16 protein-coding genes are annotated in these 19,791 nt (G+C 70.0%); 7 read left to right on the plus strand and 9 right to left on the minus strand.

Annotated features, from left to right (window positions below; translation table 11 throughout):
* Positions 1-17: 17 nt before the first annotated feature.
* A complete protein-coding gene (locus RHOOR92_RS0111525; protein ID WP_015448679.1) occupies positions 18-1,457 on the minus strand; it encodes an RNB domain-containing ribonuclease in 1,440 nt (479 codons plus the stop codon).
* A 161-nt stretch (positions 1,458-1,618) separates the two neighbouring features.
* Between RHOOR92_RS0111525 and RHOOR92_RS0111530 the strand changes: the two genes are divergently transcribed.
* On the plus strand, positions 1,619-2,095 hold the full coding sequence (locus RHOOR92_RS0111530) for a GNAT family N-acetyltransferase (RefSeq protein ID WP_007513453.1): 477 nt from the start codon (positions 1,619-1,621) through the stop codon (positions 2,093-2,095).
* A gap of 57 nt (positions 2,096-2,152) precedes the next feature.
* Here the strand turns inward: RHOOR92_RS0111530 and RHOOR92_RS0111535 are convergent, their stop codons facing one another.
* Positions 2,153-2,944, minus strand: a complete 792-nt coding sequence (locus RHOOR92_RS0111535; RefSeq protein WP_027490285.1) for a SapC family protein — start codon at positions 2,942-2,944, stop codon at positions 2,153-2,155.
* A gap of 232 nt (positions 2,945-3,176) precedes the next feature.
* Between RHOOR92_RS0111535 and RHOOR92_RS0111540 the strand changes: the two genes are divergently transcribed.
* From RHOOR92_RS0111540 to RHOOR92_RS0111560, 3 genes are all read left to right on the plus strand, one after another.
* Complete coding sequence (locus RHOOR92_RS0111540; protein WP_015448681.1) at positions 3,177-3,788, plus strand: HNH endonuclease; 612 nt, start codon at positions 3,177-3,179, stop codon at positions 3,786-3,788.
* Positions 3,789-3,891: 103 nt separating this feature from the next.
* Positions 3,892-5,781 carry a 1-deoxy-D-xylulose-5-phosphate synthase gene (gene dxs, locus RHOOR92_RS0111545; protein ID WP_027484499.1) on the plus strand — a complete coding sequence of 630 codons (1,890 nt, stop codon included), beginning with the start codon at positions 3,892-3,894 and terminating at the stop codon, positions 5,779-5,781.
* Positions 5,782-6,589: 808 nt separating this feature from the next.
* The gene (locus RHOOR92_RS0111560) at positions 6,590-6,745 is read left to right on the plus strand and encodes a hypothetical protein (RefSeq protein WP_231378377.1); all 156 of its coding nucleotides are present in this window, start codon (positions 6,590-6,592) and stop codon (positions 6,743-6,745) included.
* A 36-nt stretch (positions 6,746-6,781) separates the two neighbouring features.
* Here RHOOR92_RS0111560 and prmC read toward each other — a convergent pair whose 3' ends face one another.
* Both prmC and RHOOR92_RS0111570 read right to left on the minus strand, forming a co-directional pair.
* The gene (prmC, locus tag RHOOR92_RS0111565; RefSeq protein ID WP_027490288.1) at positions 6,782-7,603 is read right to left on the minus strand and encodes a peptide chain release factor N(5)-glutamine methyltransferase; all 822 of its coding nucleotides are present in this window, start codon (positions 7,601-7,603) and stop codon (positions 6,782-6,784) included.
* The gene (locus tag RHOOR92_RS0111570; protein WP_027490289.1) at positions 7,596-11,753 is read right to left on the minus strand and encodes a hypothetical protein; all 4,158 of its coding nucleotides are present in this window, start codon (positions 11,751-11,753) and stop codon (positions 7,596-7,598) included. The genes prmC and RHOOR92_RS0111570 overlap by 8 nt, the downstream gene beginning before the upstream one ends.
* A gap of 199 nt (positions 11,754-11,952) precedes the next feature.
* Here RHOOR92_RS0111570 and RHOOR92_RS18730 point away from each other — a divergent pair, with 199 nt between their 5' ends.
* A complete protein-coding gene (locus tag RHOOR92_RS18730) occupies positions 11,953-13,008 on the plus strand; it encodes an NADP-dependent oxidoreductase (protein WP_196802017.1) in 1,056 nt (351 codons plus the stop codon).
* Here the strand turns inward: RHOOR92_RS18730 and RHOOR92_RS18735 are convergent.
* From RHOOR92_RS18735 to lptF, 4 genes are all read right to left on the minus strand, one after another.
* The gene (locus tag RHOOR92_RS18735; protein WP_007513436.1) at positions 13,005-13,547 is read right to left on the minus strand and encodes a dihydrofolate reductase family protein; all 543 of its coding nucleotides are present in this window, start codon (positions 13,545-13,547) and stop codon (positions 13,005-13,007) included. The genes RHOOR92_RS18730 and RHOOR92_RS18735 overlap by 4 nt on opposite strands.
* A 225-nt stretch (positions 13,548-13,772) precedes the next feature.
* On the minus strand, positions 13,773-14,792 hold the full coding sequence (gene ltaE / locus RHOOR92_RS0111585) for a low-specificity L-threonine aldolase (protein ID WP_007513434.1): 1,020 nt from the start codon (positions 14,790-14,792) through the stop codon (positions 13,773-13,775).
* Positions 14,793-14,875: 83 nt separating this feature from the next.
* Entirely contained in the window at positions 14,876-15,976 is a 1,101-nt protein-coding gene (gene lptG, locus RHOOR92_RS0111590; protein ID WP_007513432.1) for an LPS export ABC transporter permease LptG, read from the minus strand.
* Positions 15,973-17,094: an LPS export ABC transporter permease LptF gene (gene lptF / locus RHOOR92_RS0111595; protein ID WP_007513429.1), complete on the minus strand. Its 1,122-nt coding sequence runs from the start codon at positions 17,092-17,094 to the stop codon at positions 15,973-15,975. Before lptF ends, lptG begins: the two co-directional genes overlap by 4 nt.
* A gap of 102 nt (positions 17,095-17,196) precedes the next feature.
* Here lptF and RHOOR92_RS0111600 point away from each other — a divergent pair, with 102 nt between their 5' ends.
* Entirely contained in the window at positions 17,197-18,687 is a 1,491-nt protein-coding gene (locus RHOOR92_RS0111600; protein WP_015448689.1) for a leucyl aminopeptidase, read from the plus strand.
* A 95-nt stretch (positions 18,688-18,782) separates the two neighbouring features.
* Entirely contained in the window at positions 18,783-19,202 is a 420-nt protein-coding gene (locus tag RHOOR92_RS0111605) for a DNA polymerase III subunit chi (RefSeq protein ID WP_007513425.1), read from the plus strand.
* 1 nt (position 19,203) lies between these two features.
* On the opposite strand, the gene RHOOR92_RS0111610 is transcribed toward RHOOR92_RS0111605, so the two are convergent.
* A partial coding sequence (locus RHOOR92_RS0111610) for a response regulator (RefSeq protein ID WP_027490290.1) occupies positions 19,204-19,791 on the minus strand: 588 nt, incomplete at its 5' end.

Here is a 19,791-nt window from a genome sequence, read left to right on the forward strand (position 1 = left end):
ATGCCCACGTCGGCGCGTCACTGCGCCAGCTCGAAGCGGGTCGTGCGCCGCAGTGGGTCGGCCTCGACCAGGCTCACCCGGACGTCGGCACCCAGCGGCAGGGGTGTGCTGCCCGACACGCCGGCCTCCACCGCCGGGTCGCGCACGATCACCGTGCCCCGGGCCGGATCGTCATGCGCGACCTCGACGATCGCCCCGTCGAAAACCTCGCCCAGCCGCGGCGCCAGCGCGGCGGCCTCGGCCAGGTTGAGCACGGCGCTCTCGTACTGGCCCGCACGGTGGCCGGAGGCCTGCATCGTGGCCGGCAAGCCCGGCAACGCGGCCAGCGCCCACGCGGGCACCGGCTGTTTCGCGCACAGCGCCAGGCAGACCTCGCCGGTGTAGCGATCGACCAGCCGGCGCAGCGGCGCGGTGGCGTGGGTGTATTGCGCGGCCAGCGCCGAGTGCATCGGCTGCGCCGGCAGCGTGCCGTCGAACGCCGCGTAGCCGGCCCCGCGCAATACCGTGGTGCAGGCGGTCAGCATCGCCACGTGGGCGTCGTTGGACGGGTCCAGCGAACGGATGAAGCCGGGATAGTCCAACCCGGGCGGCCAGCCGATGCCGAGCACCCGCGCGGTGACGCGCAGGCGCCCGAGCGCGCGCGGGTCGGGCGGCGGCAGGGTGCGCAGCAGGCCCACCTTCGCCTGCACCATCAATTGCGCCGCGGCCATGCCGATCAGCAGCGAGATCTGCTCGTTCCAGTCCTCGATCGGCAACCGTGCGCGAAACGCCAGCTGCCAGCGGCCATCGACCACGCTGATCTCCTGCTCCGGCAGCGGCAGGCTGACGCCGCCGCGGGCGAACTCGCGCTGCCGGCGCAGCTCGCCGACCTCGCGCAGGATCGACCACATCGGTTCGGCCGCCCCCGCGTCGATGCGCTGCTGCACGCCGGCATAGTCGAGCCGGGCGCGACTGCTGACCTTCGCCCGGCGCACGTCGACGGCCACGCTTTCGCCGCTGCGGTCCAGCTCGATCGTCCACAGCAGCGCCGGCCGCACCTGACCGGGCAACAGCGAGACCGCGCCTTCGGACAGCACCGTCGGGTGCAACGGGATCTTCGCATCCGCGCCGTACAGCGTCTCGCCGCGCCGGTTCGCCTCCAGGTCGACCGGGTCGCCGGCGCTGACGAAGGCGGCGACGTCGGCAATTGCGTAGTGCACCCGATAGCCGCCGGCGGTGCGCTCGACATGCAGCGCCTGGTCCAGGTCCATCGAGCCCAGCGGGTCGATCGTCACCAGGGCGATGTCGCTGCGGTCCAGCTCCGGCCAGCGCGGGTTCACGGCGGCCTTCGCCGCGGCAGCCTCCACCTCGGGCGGGAACGCCGCCGGCAGCTTCAGGTCCTCGTGGATGGCGCGCATGCCCTGCACCAGCACGGGGTCCCCGGCGGGCCGGATGTGGATGCGGCGAGTGGTCGACATGGGCGGTTTCCTTGCGGGGATGCCGTTCGGCGGGACGAGGCCGATGCATCGCCCCGGAGGCCTTCGCGCTGCGCAAAATATACACGTGCCGGCGGGGACTACCGCGACCGCGACGCAAGGTGTAGAAACGGCAGCGTCATCCCCGCCACCGATCGCTCCTCATGACCGACATGTCCCTGCTGATCCGCCTGGCCGAAGAAGACGACGACGAGTTCATCCTGGCGCAGGTGCCGCGCTTCGTCGATTTCACGCTGCCGCCATGGCGGCGGCGCCACGAATGCATCGAAGGCATCCGCAACGACCTGCGCCACCACCTGGAGGACCAGCCGGCGAACAGCTACCTGTTCGTGGCAGAGGACGCGGACGGCGAACGGGCCGGCTTCATCCACCTGCAACGCACCGCGGACTTCTTCACCGGACGCAGCAACTGCCACATCTCCGACATCGCGGTGGCGCCGCGGCACGAGGACCGCGGCGTCGGCAAGGCGCTGCTGGCGCACGCCGAGGCATGGGCGCGCGACCATCAGTGCCAGCTGGTGACGCTGGCGGTGTTCCCCGGCAACGAGCGCGCCCGCGCGTTGTACGAGACCTCCGGTTACCTGCCCGACCTGCTGCGGCTGGCCAAGCCGGTCCGCTGAACGCCCCACAAAAAAAACCGCCCGAAGGCGGCTTTTTCGTGGGGCGAAACGGAAGGATCAGTTCGCGACCGCGCCGGCGGCCGCCTCGGCCTGCTCGCGCACGTCCAGCCGGCGGGCCAGGCGGTCGATGTTGGTCAGCGACAGCAGGTGCGCATAGATCCAGCCGAACATGCCTTCGCGCAGGAACTCCTGGGCGGTCTTCTCGTCCAGCTCGCGCAGCTTGGCCTCGTTGACCACGAACATGCCGTTGAGGTTGATCGACTTGCCCTGCTGACCGTCCTTGCCTTCCTTCTGCAGCTGCACGGTGCGCGGCTCCAGCAGGTCGTGCTTGTTCAGCTGCTCCATGAACCGCTTGGTGTGTGTCACGTTCTGCTGGAAATCGCCGAGGAAGCCCACGGCGTTGGCCAGCAGTTCGCTGTCGGTACCGTCTTCCTTGAACAGGCGCTGGCCTTCGGTGGTATTGAATCCCTCGTAGCGCTCGTCGAGGAACACGGTGAAGTCGTCGCCTTCCTGCCCGGCCGGCTTCTCGGCCAGCACGAACGGGTAGCGGCGCACGAACGCGGGAACGTACGTATCCGGCGCCCACTGGCCGTTGGCGTCGACGTACAGGTTTTCGTTCTGGCGCAAGCCGAGCAGAGCTACCGGGCCGGCATCGGCCACGCTGGTGCCGGCGAACACGATCAGCAGGTCGCGTGCGGCGACGCCGAACTCCACGCCGGTCAGCGGCACGGAATGCGCGTTCATGGCGAACCTGACGTTCGGCACGGCCTTCATGCGCAGGTCCTTGTGCTCGACACGGTTGAGCGGTACCGGTTGCTCGTAGAAAAGAACTTCAGCCACGTTGTCCACCTCTGCCCACCGCCGTGCCGGGTCACCACCAAGCGCCCCTACCAAACCCGGCGTCGGGTCTGTGTTGACTGGCGATCATATCAGCGCCCACCCGGCACGGCGACTGTACGCACGGGGTGCCGTGCCTGATTTGCATGCGAATTGCAATGGAATTGTTCTATGCTGATCCCGGACAAGCATTCCCGCATTGCCGAAACGCTCTTTCGACGCCCCTGGCTGAAGGACGATTTACATGCTGATGGAAGTGCCAAGTCGGGCCGACCTCCATGCGACCCGCGTACTGTCACTGGACGCCGCCGGCCGCATCCTCGACTGGATCAGCTGGCAGGAGGCGGTTTGCCTGTACGTGCGCGACGCGGTTGCCTGGACCCTGGGCGACCCCTGCCTCACCGTGCACGGCGGCCACAACCGCGTGCTCGGCGCGCAGAGCCTGCTGCGTCTGCACCCGATCATCGCCAGCACCGGCCGCTGCCGCGAGCACGCGATCGACCCCGCGCCGGCGTTGACCAACACCGCGCTGTTCGCCCGCGACCGCCATATCTGCCTGTACTGCGGCGAACACTTCACCCGCGCCGAACTGACCCGCGACCACGTGCTGCCGATCTCCAAGCGCGGCCGGGACGAATGGGAGAACGTGGTCAGCGCCTGCCTCGCCTGCAATCTGAAGAAGAGCAACCGCACCCCGCAGGAGGCCGACATGCCGCTGCTGGCGGTGCCGTACCGGCCGAGCTGGGTGGAACACCTGATCCTGTCCAACCGCAACATCCTGGCCGACCAGATGGAATTCCTGGTCAGCCGGCTGCCGCGCGACCGGCGCTCGATGAACATGCCGGTGGCCGCCTGAGTCCAGCCGGTGGCGGGCGCGGCCCGGTTCCGCCTGGACGCCGCCAGGTTCCGTTCACCTGCTCGCCCTTGCCCCGCCCCCGCGCTGGGCCAACAATAGGCAGATGAACGACCTTTCCCATTACCCCCACCTGGCGCCGATCGAGACGCCGGCCGACCTGCGCCGCGTGGGCGACGAGGATCTGCCCGCCGTCGCCGACGAGCTGCGCCAGTACCTGATCGAATCCGTGGCCAGCTCCGGCGGCCATTTCGGCGCCGGTCTGGGCGTGGTGGAATTGACCGTGGCGCTGCACCACGAATTCGACACGCCGCACGACCGCCTGGTGTGGGACGTCGGCCACCAGTGCTACCCGCACAAGATCCTCACCGGCCGCCGCGACCGCATCACCACGATCAAGAAGAAGGACGGCCTGGCGCCGTTCCCGCGCCGCGAGGAAAGCGCGTACGACACCTTCGGCGTCGGCCATTCGTCCACTTCGATCTCGGCCGCGCTGGGCATGGCGATCGCCGCGCAGCGCAAAGGCGACAAGCGCAAGGTGGTGGCCGTGATCGGCGACGGCGCGATGACCGCCGGCATGGCGTTCGAGGCGCTCAACCACGGCGGCGACGTCGAGCCGGACATGCTCGTCGTGTTCAACGACAACGGCATGTCGATCAGCGAGAACGTGGGCGCGATGACCAAGATGATGGCGCGCGCGATGGCCAGCCGCCGCCTCAACCAGCTGCGCGAGCGGGCCAAGCGGGCGATCCCGAAGCAGTCCTTCGCCGGCCGCTGGTTCAAGCGCTGGGAGGAGCACGCCAAGGGCATGTTCGTGCCTTCCACGCTGTTCGAGGAGCTGGGCTTCCATTACACCGGCCCGATCGACGGCCACAACATCCCGCAGCTGCTGCAGGCACTGCGCACGGTGAAGAACCTGCCCGGCCCGCAGCTGCTGCACGTGATCACCACCAAGGGCAAGGGCTATGCCCCGGCCGAACAGGCGCAGATCGAATACCACGCGGTGGGTCCGTTCGATCCCGAAGCCGGCGTGGTCAAGAAGCCTGCGCCGGCCAGGCCCACCTACACCGACATCTTCAGCGACTGGCTGTGCGACCAGGCCGCCGCCGACGAGCGCCTGCTCGGCATCACCCCGGCGATGCGCGAAGGCTCCGGCCTGGTGCGTTTCTCGAAGGAGTACCCCGAGCGCTACTTCGACGTGGCGATCGCCGAGCAGCACGCGGTGACGCTGGCCGCCGGCATGGCCTGCGAAGGCGCCAAACCGGTGGTGGCGATCTACTCCACCTTCCTGCAGCGCGCCTACGACCAGGCGATCCACGACGTGGCGCTGCAGAACCTCGACGTCACCTTCGCCATCGACCGTGCCGGCGTGGTCGGCCCGGACGGCGCCACCCATTCGGGCAGCTTCGACCTGACCTATCTGCGCTGCCTGCCGCACATGGTCATCATGGCGCCGGCCGACGAGAACGAGTGCCGCATGATGCTCTCCTCCGGCTTCCACCATCACGGCCCCGCCGCCATCCGCTACCCGCGCGGCACCGGCCCCGGCGTGGCGATCCACCAGGAACTCGACACCCTGCCGATCGGCAAGGCCGAGCTGCGCCGGCGCGGCCACGGCCTGGCCCTGCTCAGCTTCGGCGCGATGCTGGCACCCGCCGCCGCGATCGCCGCCGAATTCGACGCCACCCTGGTCAACATGCGCTTCGTGAAGCCGCTGGACGAGGCGCTGCTGGTGGAACTGGCGAAGACCCATGATGGCTTCGTCACCCTGGAAGACAACGCGGTCGCCGGCGGCGCCGGCTCCGCCGTGGCCGAATGCCTCGCCGCGCACGGCATCGTGCTGCCGATCCTGCACCTGGGCCTGCCGGACGTCTATCTGGAACACGGCAGCCGCGAGGAAGTGCTGAGCATGGCCGGACTGGACCTGCCCGGCATCCGCCACGCGATCCGTGCGCGCTTCCCGCAGGCGGGAGCCTTGAGCCAGGCCAGCGCCTGAGCCCGTCACCGGGCCGGCGGGCACACCGACTGCCCGCGCGGCCCCACTCCCATCGACGCGGCGGCGGCAAAGGCAAGGCTGGTCTCGGCTCGCGCTGACAGCGTGCGGCAAGCCATCAGGCTTTCCGAGGGGCTGGCGGTCTGCTGGATCCTGCGCAACTTCCGCGACCTGAATCTCCAGGGTGTCGTGAACGACATCGTCGAAGTGCTGCGCCAGTGCCTCATCGTCATGCTCACCACCACCGGTGGCGCCGCCCTGATCGGCGGCATCGCCGGGGGCGTCGGCACTGGCGCTGGCGCGCAAGTCGGCGAGTGGATACTGATCGCCATGGGCCTGAAGGCACTGGCCGAGTACGTCGTCAACGACATGCCCGGGATCGCCGCGACTACTGGGCCAGCATCCGCCAGGCCTGGCTGGCCGCCACCCCGCCACCCCGCCACCGCTGCCGCAACAACCGGTCCGCGTCGACCGGCTCGCCGTCCACCACGCCGCCGAGAAGATCGCCCGCGCCACGTCGCCGTGTTGGTCCTCCTGCCGATGGGCATCGTCGCCTATCTGGCCAAAGGCCGCGGCAGCATGGGCGAACTGGCCGAAAGCATGTCCTGGGCGGGCGGTCGTCACACGGGGCAAAGGTACCCAGATGATGAGTGCGTGCAGCAGCGCTTTCGACGTTATGGGGGTCGGTCCGTGATCGACCGGGATGGAGCAGTATGCTCAGTCAGGAAGGCACTGACACTACTCAATGCGCGTATGCCAAGGAACGCCAGGCTACGGTGTCTATATTCACGCCAACCAGCAGCTCACCCGCATGCTGGCAGAACTGGGGCATCCCTACCTGCCAACCACACCGGAACGTGAGTGGGTGGATACAGGCCTCATGGCGGCAAAGGAACTCGAGGCCGTGGATCCCGAGTTTGCCAATGCGCTCATGGATGCCGACTACGACTTCAAGCACCCATGCTGAGAGCACGGGTTCCCACGGCAACGATCCAGCCGACCATCAGACCCGCCCGCCACTGACCCGATCGCGCAGTTCCAGATCCTGTTCCGTGAATACTTCGGCATAGCCGGCCTCGGCGAGCAGCGCGCGGGTGGCGTCACCCTGGTTCCAGCCGTGCTCGAACAGCAGCCAGCCGCCGGTATGCAGGTGGCTACGGGCGTCGCGCACGATGCGGCGGATGGCGTCGAGGCCGTCGGGGCCGGAGGCGAGCGCCGCGGGCGGCTCGAAGCGCAGGTCGCCCTGCGCCAGGTGCGGGTCGGCGGCCTCGATGTACGGGGGGTTGGAGGCGATCAGGTCGAAGTGCTGGCCGGCGAGTGGCGCCAGCCAGTCGCCATGCACGAAGGCGACGTTGCCGATGGCGTGGCGTTGCGCGTTGCGCCGGGCGACGGCAAGCGCGGCGGCGCTGGCGTCGGTGGCGACCACCCGGGCGCGCGGCCGCTCGCGCGCAATCGCCAGCGCGATCGCGCCGCTGCCGGTGCCGAGGTCAGCCACGCTGCAGGCGGCATCGGGCGGCAGGCGCTGCAGCGCCAGCTCCACCAGCAGCTCGGTTTCCGGACGCGGGATCAGCGTGGCCGGGCTCACTTCCAGGTCCAGCGACCAGAAGCCGCGCCGGCCGGTGACATAGGCCACCGGCTCGCCCGCGGCGCGGCGTTCGACCAGGGCGGCATAAGCCGTCTGGACGTCCATATCCGGCACGTCGTCGGCGTGCGTGAACAGCCAGCTGCGTGACTGCTGCAGCACGTGCAGCAGCAGCAGCTCGGCGTCGGCGCGCTCGCCGAGCCGATCGGCCGCAACAGCCAGCATGCTGCGGACATCAGGCATGCGGCGACTCCATCGCCGAGGGTGGCAACTGCGGCGGCGTCACCCCTGGCTTGGACTTGCGCTTGCGCCAGTAACCGCCGCGCATCCACGCCTCGAACGCCCAGCGCAGCCAGTCGATCAGCGACCACGCCAGCCACAGCGCCCAGGCCAGCATGGCCAGCTTGTAGGCCCACAGCGAGACGCTGAACACGCCGGCACCGGGCAACACATTCGCGCTCTGGTCAGCGAACCAGCGCAGGTTCCATGCATTGGACGCATTACCGGCCACGTGCATGTCCGGCAGCCCGAGCAGGCCCTTCGGCACCGCGCCCACCAGCACCACCAGTGCCAGCACGGTGAGCAGCGCGAGCCCCAGTTGCATCAGGTTGAAGGTCGTGCTGCCCAGTTGCTCCGGCGAGGTGCTGCGTGCGCGCAGGCCAAGCAGGATCAGCCATGCCACCACCAGCGCATAGGCGCTCCAGGCGAACGCGGAGAAACCCAGCCCGAGCAGCAGCCAGTGGCGGAAGCGCAGCGGCGTGGGCGCGTAGCGCGCCAGCAGCCACGCGGCGAACAGCAGCACCACCAGCTGCGACCAGTACAGCACTGCCGGGCCGGTGGTCGGCCCCCACGTCCACAGCACCCAGCGATCCTGCGGCAGCTGCAGCGTGAGGTCGACGTTCGCCACCGGCGCGTGCAGTGCGATCAGCGGCGTGCGCGTGCGCGCGGCGACGCCGTACGGCTCGCGCAGGCGCAGCGTGTAGCCGTGTTCACCCGGCAGCAGCGGCAAGCTCAGTTTGCCATCGCGCACGGCCAGGTTGATCGACTCGCCGTCACGATTCGCATCCAGCAGCTCGGCACCGGCCGGCAGGCCGATCGCGTGCTCGCCGCCGCGCGTGCTGCGCGCGCGCAGGCTCAGCGTGGTTTCGGTGGCCCGTTCGCCGGCGCGGCTGGTGAGCTGCACACCGTCGAACGCGAGACTGTCACCGGCGATCGCCGCCGGCTGGCTGAAGGCCAGCTGCAGGCTTTCGCCCGGCAGCGGCTGGTACAACAGCCCGTCGTCGCTGGCGCTGGTCGGCACGCCCTTTGCGTCCACATGCCACATGGGCGCGACGTGGATCACCCACACTTCGGCACGCTCGCCCAGCGCTGGCGCCTTCAGCGCCAGCGTCGTCGCGTGATCGAGCCGGCTGCTCCAGCTCGCCACCCCGCTGTTCGCGTTGAAGGTGATGCTGATGCGGCCATCCCTGACCAGCACGCCGTCGCCCAGCGGATGCTCGCCCGGCAGCAACGGCAGCGCGACGCTGAAGCCGCCGTCCTGCGGGGCGATCCGCTCGACCGTGTTCTCGACGGTCCAGTCCACGCCCAGCTGCAGACGGCGGGTCAGCCGCACGTAAGGCGGGAAATTCTGGACGGGCGGCAAGTCCTTGCCATCGGTGGCCGCGCGCACGCGCTGCAAGGCAATGCTGTCGCCGAGCGGGTGACCGTCGTCGACCCCGGCCAGCAGCCAGCCCTGGCCGCTGAACGCGATGCGCTGCGGGCGCAGCACGAAGCGCAGGCTGGCGTTGTCGGTCACGCCGATGCGGTAGCGCAGGCTGACCCGATGCACGCCACGTTCCAGCCGCAGCAGCAGTTGGTCGCCGCGGCGGCTCAGCGGGGCATTCGCATGGCCGTCCACGCCAACGTCGAGCAGCTGCAGGGCGTCATCGGTTTGCGGCAGCGGCAGCGCAACCGCGGCGCCGATATGCGCCTCCAATGCCACCTCCAGCGTGTCGCCGCTGGCCTGCAATTGCGCCTGCGCCACGGCGGCGCAGGCCGGCGCGCACTTCGGCGCCTCGGTCAGCCGGTCGCGCAGCTGGTTCAGCAGATCCTGGCTGGGCAGGTTCTGCGCATGCAGGGCGGCAGGCAACAGCGCGACGGCCAGCAAGGCGGCGCTCACCGCACCACCGCCGCGCCAGTCGCGCCAGCGACCGCGCAGCGGCGTCAGCAGCAGCGGCACCAGCTTCGCCAGCAGCAGCGCCAGCAGCCCCACCATGAGCACCCGCAGCAACCGCACCAGCCACGCCGGCGCGATCACCAGGTGCGTGCTCTGCTCCGCCGTCACCGGGCCGGACCAGCCGAGCCGGTAGTCGTTGCCCTGGTTCCAGTGCGGCGTGCCGGCGCCGGCCTGGGTCGGGCTGCGGCTGTCGGCGGCGCTGCCGGCAAGGGTCGATGCGCCACTCAGGTTCTGCACGGCTGACCCTGTGACGGTGATGGCTTCCAGCGACAGGCTCGAACCGTTTTGCATCGCCATCGCAGGTGCCGGTTGTGGTGGTGGCGGCGGCATCGCCGCGTCGGCGGAAACTTCGGCGACCGGTGCCGGCGCCACGGGGGCACGCGCCGGTGCCGACTGCTTCATCCGCGCCTTCGCATAAACCTCTTCCTGTGCTGCCTGCTCGGCATAACCCGCCGAAACAATCCGGCTCTGGCCTGCGCCTTCCAACTGCGGATGCAACGCGTACTGCAACTGCGCCGCGACGAACGGCAGCGTCCACAGCACCGCCAGTGCGAAGATCGCCACCGCGCCGGCGCGCGCCGCCAAACGCAAGCGCCCTTCCGGCAACGCCCGCAGCAGCAACGCCAGCGCCAGCGTCACCGCCAGCGTCCACAACGGCGCGGCGCTCTCGTGCTGCGCCAGCGCCAGATAGCCAGCGGCCAGCAGCGCCCACGGCCAGCCGAGCAGGCGGCCGGCCAGCAGCGCGATCAGGGCCACTACGAACAAGTCGAGCAGGCTCCACTGCGCCACCCACGAATCGGGCGAGCGGTCCACGCCGGTGGCGCCGAGCAGACGGTAGCCGTACGGCAGGTGCAAGGTGGCGTCGATGCTCTCCAGCGGCAGCTGCCAGCCGGCGCTGGGGATCGCGCCGCGGTGCATGGGCAGGCGCAGGCCAGCGTCCAGGTCGAGTTGCTGTTCGCGCAGTTCGACCCCGCTGCGGCCGCCCTCGCCCTGGCTGACCAGCAGCGGCGCGCCATCCTGGCTGGCCCGCTGCAATTGCCATGGCGCCGCCACGTCGAGGCGCTGGTGATGACGCAGCTCGCCGCTGAGGCGATCGGCCACGCTGAGCCCGCCGCCGTCGAAACCCAGCCACAGCTGGCGCTGCAGGTGCAGCTGGTCGCCCTTGCCGCCCTCGTCGCCGCGCGTGCCCTGCTCGATCGCCAGGCCCGCGCCGTCGTCCAGCACGAACGCCGGCAGCTCGCGCCACTCGCCCGGCACGCCGGCCTGCACCGCGTCGGTGGCGCGGCCTTCCACCCGGGTGTTGCGCAGCGCCGGATCGTCGGCGTAACTCCAGATCTCCTGCCGCGGCCACGGCGCCGCCGGCAGCTTCAGCGCCACCTTCGCCAGCGGCGCGACGCTGCGCGCCTGCAGCGTGATCGTCCACTGCCCCGGCCGCAGTTGCACGCGCAGCTGGCCGTCGTTCTCCAGCCGTGCGGGCAAGTCGCCGGACAAGGCGGTGGCCACGAAACCTTCCGGCAGCACCGGGCCGAGCGATTGCTCGCGCGCGCTGCCGGCGACGTTGAACTGCAATTGCGTTTCCAGCGTGGCCGGCAGGCCATCGGCGAGGCGGCGATAGACGCGCAGCGACAGCGCGTCGGCGGCGCGTTGCGCGGCGGCGGCCTCGCCCAGGGTGAGCTGCTCGCCGTTGCGCTCGATGCGCGTGACCGCTGCACCGTCGACGCTCAGCGCCACCAACCCGATCGTCGAAGGCACGCGCAGGCGCGCCGGACGCGCCGCCCACGGCAGCGTGCCGCGCAACTGATAATCGCCGGGTGCCAGCCACACCATTGGCTGATCGCCTCGCTGCAACACGGTGACCGCCTGGTTGTTCGCGCTGACCTGTTGCGGCCAACTCCGCGCATCGCCAGGCAGCGCCACCCAGCTTGGCGCATCCACGCGCACATCCAGGCTGAAGCGAGCGCCGTCCTTGCCGGCGTCGAGCAGCAGGCGGCCGGGCCAGGCGCACAGGCGATTGCCGGCGTTCGGCACCTGGGTGGCGAGGAACGGACAGTCGTGCTGCGGCACGTCATGCAGCACCCAGCCCTGCCAGTCGCGCAAGGGTGGCGGTACGTCCTGCGCCGGCAACGGCGCCGCCAGCAGCAACCACAGACCCAGCAGTCCGAGCGTTCGAGCAAGCATGCAGTTCTCCCCGTGTGCCGTGCGGCCGGCACAGTGTAAGTGGAACACGACAGGCACACAGCCATGCCCGCCGCCGGCGACGGTTCCGGTGCAAACGGATGCCGATCAACGATTCAACGCAGCACGATGCACAACGGGGTTGCCTGATCGCGGCAACAGGCGCCGTATAGTGGAACGCCTCTCCGTCACGGTGAACCGCATGCCCCAGCTCAATCGCCAGCTGCGCCTCAAGACCCGCCCCGAAGGCCTGGTCCGGCGCGAGGATTTCGACCTGGTCGAACAGCCCGTGCCGGAGCTGAAGGACGGTGAAGTCCTGGTGCGTGTGCTGTACCTCTCGATGGACCCGACCAACCGCGTGTGGATGCGCGACATCCCGCAGTACCTGCCGCCGGTGGCGATCGGCGAGGTGATGCGTGCGCTCGGCCTGGGTCGCGTGGTGCAGTCGCGTTCGGCGCAGTACCACGAAGGCGATCTGGTGCAGGGCCTCACCGGCTGGCAGGACTACCTGGTACTGCACGAAAGCGCCAAAGGCTACGTGCGCCTGCCTGCCGCCCCCGGCATCCCGCTGCCCACCCTGCTTGGCGCAGCCGGCATGAGCGGCGTCACCGCCTACTACGGCCTGACCGAGATCGCCCCGGTGCAAGCCGGCGAAACCCTGGTGGTCTCCGCCGCTGCCGGCTCGGTCGGCTCCGTCGCCGGCCAGCTCGGCAAGATCATGGGCGCCCGCGTGGTCGGCATCGCCGGCGGCCCCGACAAATGCCGCCACCTCACCGCCGAACTCGGCTTCGACGCCGCCGTCGACTACAAGGCGGCCGACTTCAAACAGCAACTCAAGGCCGCTACCCCCGATGGCGTGCACGTGAATTTCGAGAACGTCGGCGGCGAGGTGATGCGCGCGGTGCTGTCACGGATGGTGATCGGCGGCCGCGTCGCCCTGTGCGGATTGATCTCCGGCTACAACAGCGCCGAACGGCCGGGCGACGACTACGGCATCCTCGTGATGAAACGGCTCAGCATGCGCGGCTTCCTGGTGCTCGACTACACCAGGACGCGCGAGGCGGTGCAGGCATTGGCCGGGTGGATCCGCGACGGCCGGCTGAAGGCCGAGGAAACCGTTGCCGAGGGACTGGAAAACGCGCCGGAAGTGTTGAACCGCTTGTTCGACGGCAGCCACCGGGGAAAGCTGGTGTTGCGGGTGGATGCGCGTCCCGCCATCGACGCGGGCCGAACCGCACGGGTGGGCGACGCCGGCTAACGGCGCGGCCGGAATACCAGATACTGCAATCCGCCCGGCGTGGTGCGCGCCGACTGCAGGTCGAGCTGGATCGGCTCCCCTTCGCGGGACAGCAGGCGGCGGCCCTGGCCGGCTACCGCCGGACACAGGACGAACCTCAACTCGTCAAGCAATCCGGCCGCCAGCAGGGCCTGTACCAGGCTGATGCTGCCGTGGACGCCGATCGCCTGCCCGGCCTGGCGCTTGAGCGCCGCGATCTCGTCGAGGACGTCGCCGGAAAGCAGCCTCGACGGCGCCCAGTCGAGGGTCCGCAAGCTGCCTGAAACGACATATTTCGGTACCTGGTTGATGAAGCTGGCGAACGGCTCGATTTCAGCGCCGGGCCAGAACATTGCCCATGCCTCGTACGTCCTGCGTCCCAACAGCACGGCATCCTGCCCCGTCACGGTCTCCTCGTCGAACAGAGACAGGTCCTGATACAGGTCGTCGCGGAGAAACCTGTCCGGCGCCTCGACGACACCATCCAGCGAGATGAACAGGTGCGAGGTCAACTTGCGCATGATCGATGTCCCTCTTCAGGCTGGCCGGATCGGCCGGACTCGAAAGCGACGAGCGAGGTTTCCCGGACTCGACACGGCCAGGCGGTTTCATTTGGCGGCCGCCGCACGGACGCCGGCGGGTGGTGCCCGCGGCCCCGGCAGGCAGGGTCGATGGCGGCGGCATCGGGCGCGCCAACAACCTGCGCCGGTCCGATGTCGAGCGGCTGGCCGGCGTGCCGCTGCCGCTCAACCGCGCCCGAAAAATTCCGCAAATGCCGCGGCCGTGCGCTCGATGCCGGCGTCGTCGACATCCAGATGCGTCACCAGCCGCAGCGTGGGCAGGTAGCCGATGCTGATGCGGATGCCGGCGTCGCGCAGATGGACGTCCAGTTCGCGCAGGCGCCCGGCGGGCACGTCGATGAACACCATGTTGGTGTACTGGCCGAGCAGGTCGACGCCGGCGATCTCGCGCAGACGTCCGGCGAGATAAGCGGCGCGGCGATGGTCGTCGGCCAGCCGCGCCACGTGGTGATCCAGCGCGTACTGGCCGGCCGCGGCGAGCATGCCGGCCTGGCGCCAGCCGCCGCCGGCGACCTTGCGCCAGCGCCGCGCCTTGTCGATCAGCGCGTGCGAACCGAGCAACACCGAACCGACTGGCGCGCCGAGCCCCTTGGACAGGCACACCGACACCGTATCGAAGTGGCGCGCGATCTCGCGCGCCGGCACGTTGCAGGCGATTGCCGCATTGAACAGCCGCGCACCGTCCAGGTGCAGGCCAAGACCGTGCGCGCGTGCCGCGTCGTGGGCCGCCTGCAGGTAGTCCAGCGGCAGCGTGCGGCCATGCCAGGTGTTCTCCAGCGCCAGCACGCGGGTGCGCGCGAAATGCGGGTCGACCGGCTTGATCGCTGCCTCGATGCGCTCCAGCGGCAGGCTGCCGTCGGCCGCCTGCACGATCGGCTGCGGCTGGATCGAGCCGAGCACCGCCGCGCCGCCGCCTTCGAACTTGTAGGTGTGCGCGTCCGCGCCGACCAGGTATTCGTCGCCGCGCTCGCAATGGCTCATCAACGCCAGCAGGTTGGACTGGGTGCCGCTGGGCACGAACAGGCCGGCGTCGAAGCCGAGCTCGTCGGCCAGCCGCTGCTGCAACGCGTTGACGGTCGGGTCTTCGCCGTAGACGTCGTCACCGACCTCGGCCCCCAGCATCGCCGCGCGCATCGCCGCGGTCGGACGCGTCACCGTATCGCTGCGCAGATCCACCCATTCCACGGCTCACCCCTTGCGGTCGGCAAAGAAGGCCAGCTTGGCCGTATCCGGCGCCGCGGGCAAGTGCGCGCGCCCCGACGGCGCACTCAGACGCGGCGGCGGAAATACAGCCACGCCGCCGTCACCAGGATCAGCGCCGGCAGCAGGTTCGCCAGCAGCGGCGGCATGCCGTACACGGTGCCGAAGTTGACCATCGCCTGCTGCAGGAAGTACCAGCCCAGCGCAAGCAGGATGCCGATGAACATGCGCTTGCCGAGGCCGCCGGAGCGCAGCGAGCCGAACGCGAACGGCATCGCGCACAGCACCAGCACCAGTACGTTGAGCGGATACAGCGCACGCCCCCAGAACGCCACCGCGTAGGTGCCGGGACTCTGGCCGTTGCCTTCCAGGTAGTCCATGTTGCGGCGCAGGTCGCGCATGGAAAGGTACTGCGGCTGGATCACCGACTGCGCCAGCACCTGCGGATCGAGGCTGGACTGCCACGGCAGCGCGGCCGCCACGCTGGCATGGGTGCCCTGAGCATCCAGCGTGGTGATGCGCACGTCGTGCAGCACCCACTGCCGGCCGTTGTGCTCGGCCGTCCTGGCCCAGATGAAGCGGTCTAGCCTGCCGTCGGGACTGAAGGTGAATACGCGCACGTCGCTCAGCTGCACCGCGCCGACGCCGTCGCGCTGCTTCAGCGAGGTGCCGCGGGCGTTGATCACGCTGGCGCCGTCGCGTGCCCACAGCCCGCTGCTGGTGCCCATGCCGAGGCTGCCGGTCTTCGTGCGCAGCTGCATCGCCTGCGCCTGCTGGTCGCCCCACGGCGCCAGCGTCTCGCCCATGACCACCACGCCGACGATCAGCACCGCGACCACGCCGACCGCCGAGCCGGCGATGCGCAGGCGCGACATGCCTGCGGCGCGCAGCGCGGTGAGCTCGCCGGTGCCGGCCAGCCCGCCCAGGCCGAGCAGGCCGCCGATCAACGCGGCGTTGCCGAACATCTCGTAGGCGCGGCGCGGGAAGGTCACCAGCACATAGGCCAGCGCGCTGCTCGTGGTGTATCCGTTCTTGCCGACGTGCCCCAGCTGCACCAGCAGTATCCTCACCGCATCGAAGCCAGTCAGCACCAGCCACACCATCAGCATCGAGCCGAGCACGCTCAGCGCGACCAGCCGGTCGACCCGCTTGATGTTGAACACCGTCATGCCGGCAAGCCCGGCAGCACGCGCCGCTTGCGCAGCTTGCGCGGAGCGTACTGCTTCCACAGCATCCACAGCGCCAGCGCCAGCACCAGCGCATGCAGCGCCCACAGCGGCGCCTCGCCATGCCAGTGGCCCTTGCCGATCTGCGCACGGCCCAGCGCCAGCAGCGTGTAATAGAGATAGAACGTGACCACCGCCAGCAGCAGGCGGCCGTATTTCGGTTCGCGCGGACTCTGCCGCGACAGCGGCAACGCCAGCAGCAGCAGCACGAAGGTCAACGGCGGCGCGTTGGCGCGCCAGGCGAATTCGGCGCGGTCGGTCGGGTCGTCCGAACGGAACAGTGCCCAGCTGCTCTTGGAGTGCGCCGGATCATCGTCGTCGTCGGCCTGCACGCTGGACAGCGAGGTGTCGTTGCGCCGGTACTGCATCTGCCGCCAGTTGTTCGCGCCGAGCGGAATGTCGTACTGCCAGCCGTCCTTGAACGCGATGAAGCGGCCTTCGCCGTTGCTCTCCTGGTACAGCTCGCCGCTGGTCGCGCTGACCACCTTCAGGTGCGGCGGGCCATTCTTGCCCTCGCTCTGCGTTGCCACGAACGTGCGCCCCAGCTTGCTGCCGTCGCGACTCAGGCTGTCGACGAAGATGATGCCGCCCTTGCCCGGCAGTTCGGTGAAGCGCCCCGCGTCGAGGCCGGCCGCGATCACCGAGCGGTTCGCCTCGGCCACCAGCGCGTCGCTGGTGCGCACCGCCCACGGCCCCAGCCACAGCGAAACCAGCGCGGTGAGCGCGACCAGCAGCGCGCCGAGCAGCAGCACCGGACGCAGCAATCCGCGCGGTCCCATGCCGGACGATGACAGCACGTGCATCTCGCTCTCGCGGTACATCCGCCCCAGCCCCAGCAGCACGCCGACGAAGCTGGCCAGCGGCAGCATGTTGGTGAGGCCGTCGAGCGTGCGCAGCCCCAGCACCTGGAACATCACGCTGGCCGGGAAGCTGCCGTTGGCCACCTGCTCCAGCACCTTGGCGAACGCGCTGCCGGCCACGACCACCAGCAGCACCACCACGGTGGCGGTCACGGTCTGCGCCAGCTCGCGCAGGAAGTAGCGGTCGAGGATGCTCAGCATGCGATAAACTTGTCCGCTTGTACGGCCCGGCCCGATCGGCGCCGGCAAACCGCAAGTCTAGCCTGTCCGGCCGCCAGCCGGACCCCTGCAGGAACCACCTCGATGACGCTCCAGTTCAGCCTCGGCTCCGCCGCTCCTGCCACCGTCGACAGCGCCTGCGTGCTGGTCGGCGTCTACGAACAGGGCGTGCTGACCAGTGCGGCGGCCCAGCTGGACAGCGCCGCCGGCGGCATGATCAAGCGCCAGGTGGAGAGCGGCGACATCAGCGGCAAGGCCGGTTCCACCACCGTGCTGTTCGCGCCGGCCGGTGTCGCCGCGCAACGCGTGCTGGTGGTCGGACTCGGCGCGCAGAAATCGTTCGACGCCGCGCGCTACCAGAAGGTGAACATCGAGGCGGCGCGCTCGCTCGGCCGCCTGCCGGTGGCGAATGCGGTGTCCTACCTCAGCGAGGTGGAGGTGCCCGGTCGCGACAGCGCCTGGCGCGTGCGCATCGCCGCGCTGGCCTGCGACCACGCCGCGTACCGCTACACCGCCACGTTCAAGCCGCGCGACAAGAGCAAGCAGACGGAGCTGGCCGCGCTGACGTTCGCCGCCGGCACCGACGCGCAAGGCGGGCTGGACCAGGCGGTGGCGATCGCCGAGGGCGTGCGCTTCGCGCGCGAACTGGCCAACCTGCCGCCGAACATCTGCAACCCGGCCTACATCGCGGCGCAGGCGCAGGCCTTCGCCGAGGCGCAGGGCAAGGTCAGCTGCAGCGTGCTGGACGAAGCCGCGATGGCGAAGCTCGGCTTCGGCTCGCTGCTGGCGGTGGCGCGCGGCTCGGTCAACAAGCCGCGCCTGATCGCGCTCGAATACAAGGGCGGCCACGACGGCGCCAAGCCGTACGTGCTGGTCGGCAAGGGCGTCACCTTCGACTCCGGCGGCATCAGCCTGAAGCCCGGCGCCGGCATGGAAGAGATGAAGTTCGACATGGGCGGCGCTGCCGGCGTGCTCGGCGCGTTCGTCGCTGCGGTGAAGATGGGCCTGAAGCTCAACCTGGCATGCGTGGTGCCGGCCGTGGAGAACATGCCCGACGGCGACAGCTACCGCCCCAGCGACGTGCTGACCAGCCTGTCCGGGCTCACCATCGAAGTGCTCAACACCGACGCCGAAGGCCGCCTGATCCTGTGCGACGCGCTCACCTATGCGGCGCAGACGTATCAGCCGCAGGCGCTGGTCGACGCGGCCACGCTCACCGGCGCCTGCGTGATCGCGCTGGGCAAGCACGCCACCGGCCTGATGAGCAAGCACGATGACCTCGCCGCCGAACTGCTCGCTGCCGGCGAGGAAACGCTGGACCGCGCCTGGCGCCTGCCGCTGTGGGACGACTACCAGGCGCAGCTTGAATCGGGCTTCGCCGACGTCGCCAACATCGGCGGCAAGAGCGCCGGCGCGATCACCGCCGGCTGTTTCCTGTCGCGCTTCACCGACGGCCAGCGCTGGGCCCACCTGGACATCGCCGGCACCGCCTGGGAGGAAGGCCGCAAGGGCCTCGCCACCGGCCGCCCGGTGGCGCTGCTGGCGCAGTGGCTGTTGGACCGGAGCGAGCAGTGAGTGACGCGAAGTGAGGAGTGAGCGATGAAGGTTTGAGGCATCATGCCCATCGCCCTACTCTCACTTCCCTCTTCTCGCCACTCACTCCCGACCTTATGCGCGCCGACTTCTACCTGATCGACAAGCCGCGCTTTCGCGAACAGCCGCTGCTGCTGGTCTGCGAGCTGGCGAACAAGGCATTCGCCGGCGGGCAGCCGATGCTGATCCTGGCTCGCGACTTTGCCCAGGCCGAAGCGCTGGACGAACTGCTGTGGGCGTTCGACGACGACGCCATGATCCCGCACCAGCTGGCTGGCGACGATGACGACGACGAGACGGCGGTACTGATCGTGCCGCCGGGCGTGGACAGCGCCGACCGGCCGCTGCTGATCAACCTGCGCGAGAGCTGCCCCGCCGGCCGCTACCAGCGCGTGCTGGAAGTGGTCGCCGCCGACCCGGCCGAACGCGAGGGTTCACGCACGCGCTGGCGCGAATACCAGCGACTGGGTTTCGAGCTGCACAAGTACGACATGTGATTCACGCCGGCGCGGCCGCGCCGTCGACCACCCGCGCCAGCGCGGCCGCCAGCTGCTCGCCGCTGAGCGGCTTGCGCAGGAAGCCGTCCATGCCCGCCGCGCGCGCCTTCGCATCGTCCTCGCTGCCCTGGCGCGCGGTCACCGCCACGATCGGCAGGTGCCGCCCGGCCGGCTCGCGCTGGCGGATCAGCCGCGCGATCTGGAAACCGTCCACGCCCGGCAGGTCCAGATCCAGCAGCACCGCATCGAACTGCGCGTGCGCCAGCTCGGCCAGCGCCGCCAGCCCGTTCACCACGTGCACCACCGCGTGGCCCTCGCGCTCCAGCAGGCCGCGGATCACCGCCGCCACGATGGTGTCGTCCTCCACCAGCAGCAGCCGGTAGCGGCGACCGCTCGGCCGCTCCACCGGCACCGGCGCCGCCGGCTCGNCCAGCGGCAGCCGCACGCGGAACGTGCTGCCGTGGCCCAGCCGCGATTCCAGCTCGATGCTGCCGCCCATCATCTCCACCAGCTCGCGGCAGATCGCCAGCCCCAGCCCGCTGCCGGCGCGCCGCTGCGGACTCTCCGCCTGCTCGAAGCGCTGGAACAG

Origin of the sequence: Rhodanobacter sp. OR92, from assembly GCF_000427545.1 — a bacterium.
GTDB lineage: Bacteria > Pseudomonadota > Gammaproteobacteria > Xanthomonadales > Rhodanobacteraceae > Rhodanobacter > Rhodanobacter denitrificans.

Excerpts from the sequence above, each read along its gene's own strand:
- RHOOR92_RS0111525 (WP_015448679.1), bottom strand. The coding sequence starts at position 1,457 with ATGTCGACCACTCGCCGCATCCACATCCGGCCCGCCGGGGACCCCGTG.
- RHOOR92_RS0111530 (WP_007513453.1), top strand. The coding sequence starts at position 1,619 with ATGACCGACATGTCCCTGCTGATCCGCCTGGCCGAAGAAGACGACGAC.
- RHOOR92_RS0111540 (WP_015448681.1), top strand. The coding sequence starts at position 3,177 with ATGCTGATGGAAGTGCCAAGTCGGGCCGACCTCCATGCGACCCGCGTA.
- dxs (WP_027484499.1), top strand. The coding sequence starts at position 3,892 with ATGAACGACCTTTCCCATTACCCCCACCTGGCGCCGATCGAGACGCCG.
- RHOOR92_RS0111560 (WP_231378377.1), top strand. The coding sequence starts at position 6,590 with ATGCTGGCAGAACTGGGGCATCCCTACCTGCCAACCACACCGGAACGT.
- prmC (WP_027490288.1), bottom strand. The coding sequence starts at position 7,603 with ATGCCTGATGTCCGCAGCATGCTGGCTGTTGCGGCCGATCGGCTCGGC.
- RHOOR92_RS0111570 (WP_027490289.1), bottom strand. The coding sequence starts at position 11,753 with ATGCTTGCTCGAACGCTCGGACTGCTGGGTCTGTGGTTGCTGCTGGCG.
- RHOOR92_RS18730 (WP_196802017.1), top strand. The coding sequence starts at position 11,953 with ATGCCCCAGCTCAATCGCCAGCTGCGCCTCAAGACCCGCCCCGAAGGC.
- RHOOR92_RS18735 (WP_007513436.1), bottom strand. The coding sequence starts at position 13,547 with ATGCGCAAGTTGACCTCGCACCTGTTCATCTCGCTGGATGGTGTCGTC.
- lptG (WP_007513432.1), bottom strand. The coding sequence starts at position 15,976 with ATGACGGTGTTCAACATCAAGCGGGTCGACCGGCTGGTCGCGCTGAGC.
- lptF (WP_007513429.1), bottom strand. The coding sequence starts at position 17,094 with ATGCTGAGCATCCTCGACCGCTACTTCCTGCGCGAGCTGGCGCAGACC.
- RHOOR92_RS0111600 (WP_015448689.1), top strand. The coding sequence starts at position 17,197 with ATGACGCTCCAGTTCAGCCTCGGCTCCGCCGCTCCTGCCACCGTCGAC.
- RHOOR92_RS0111605 (WP_007513425.1), top strand. The coding sequence starts at position 18,783 with ATGCGCGCCGACTTCTACCTGATCGACAAGCCGCGCTTTCGCGAACAG.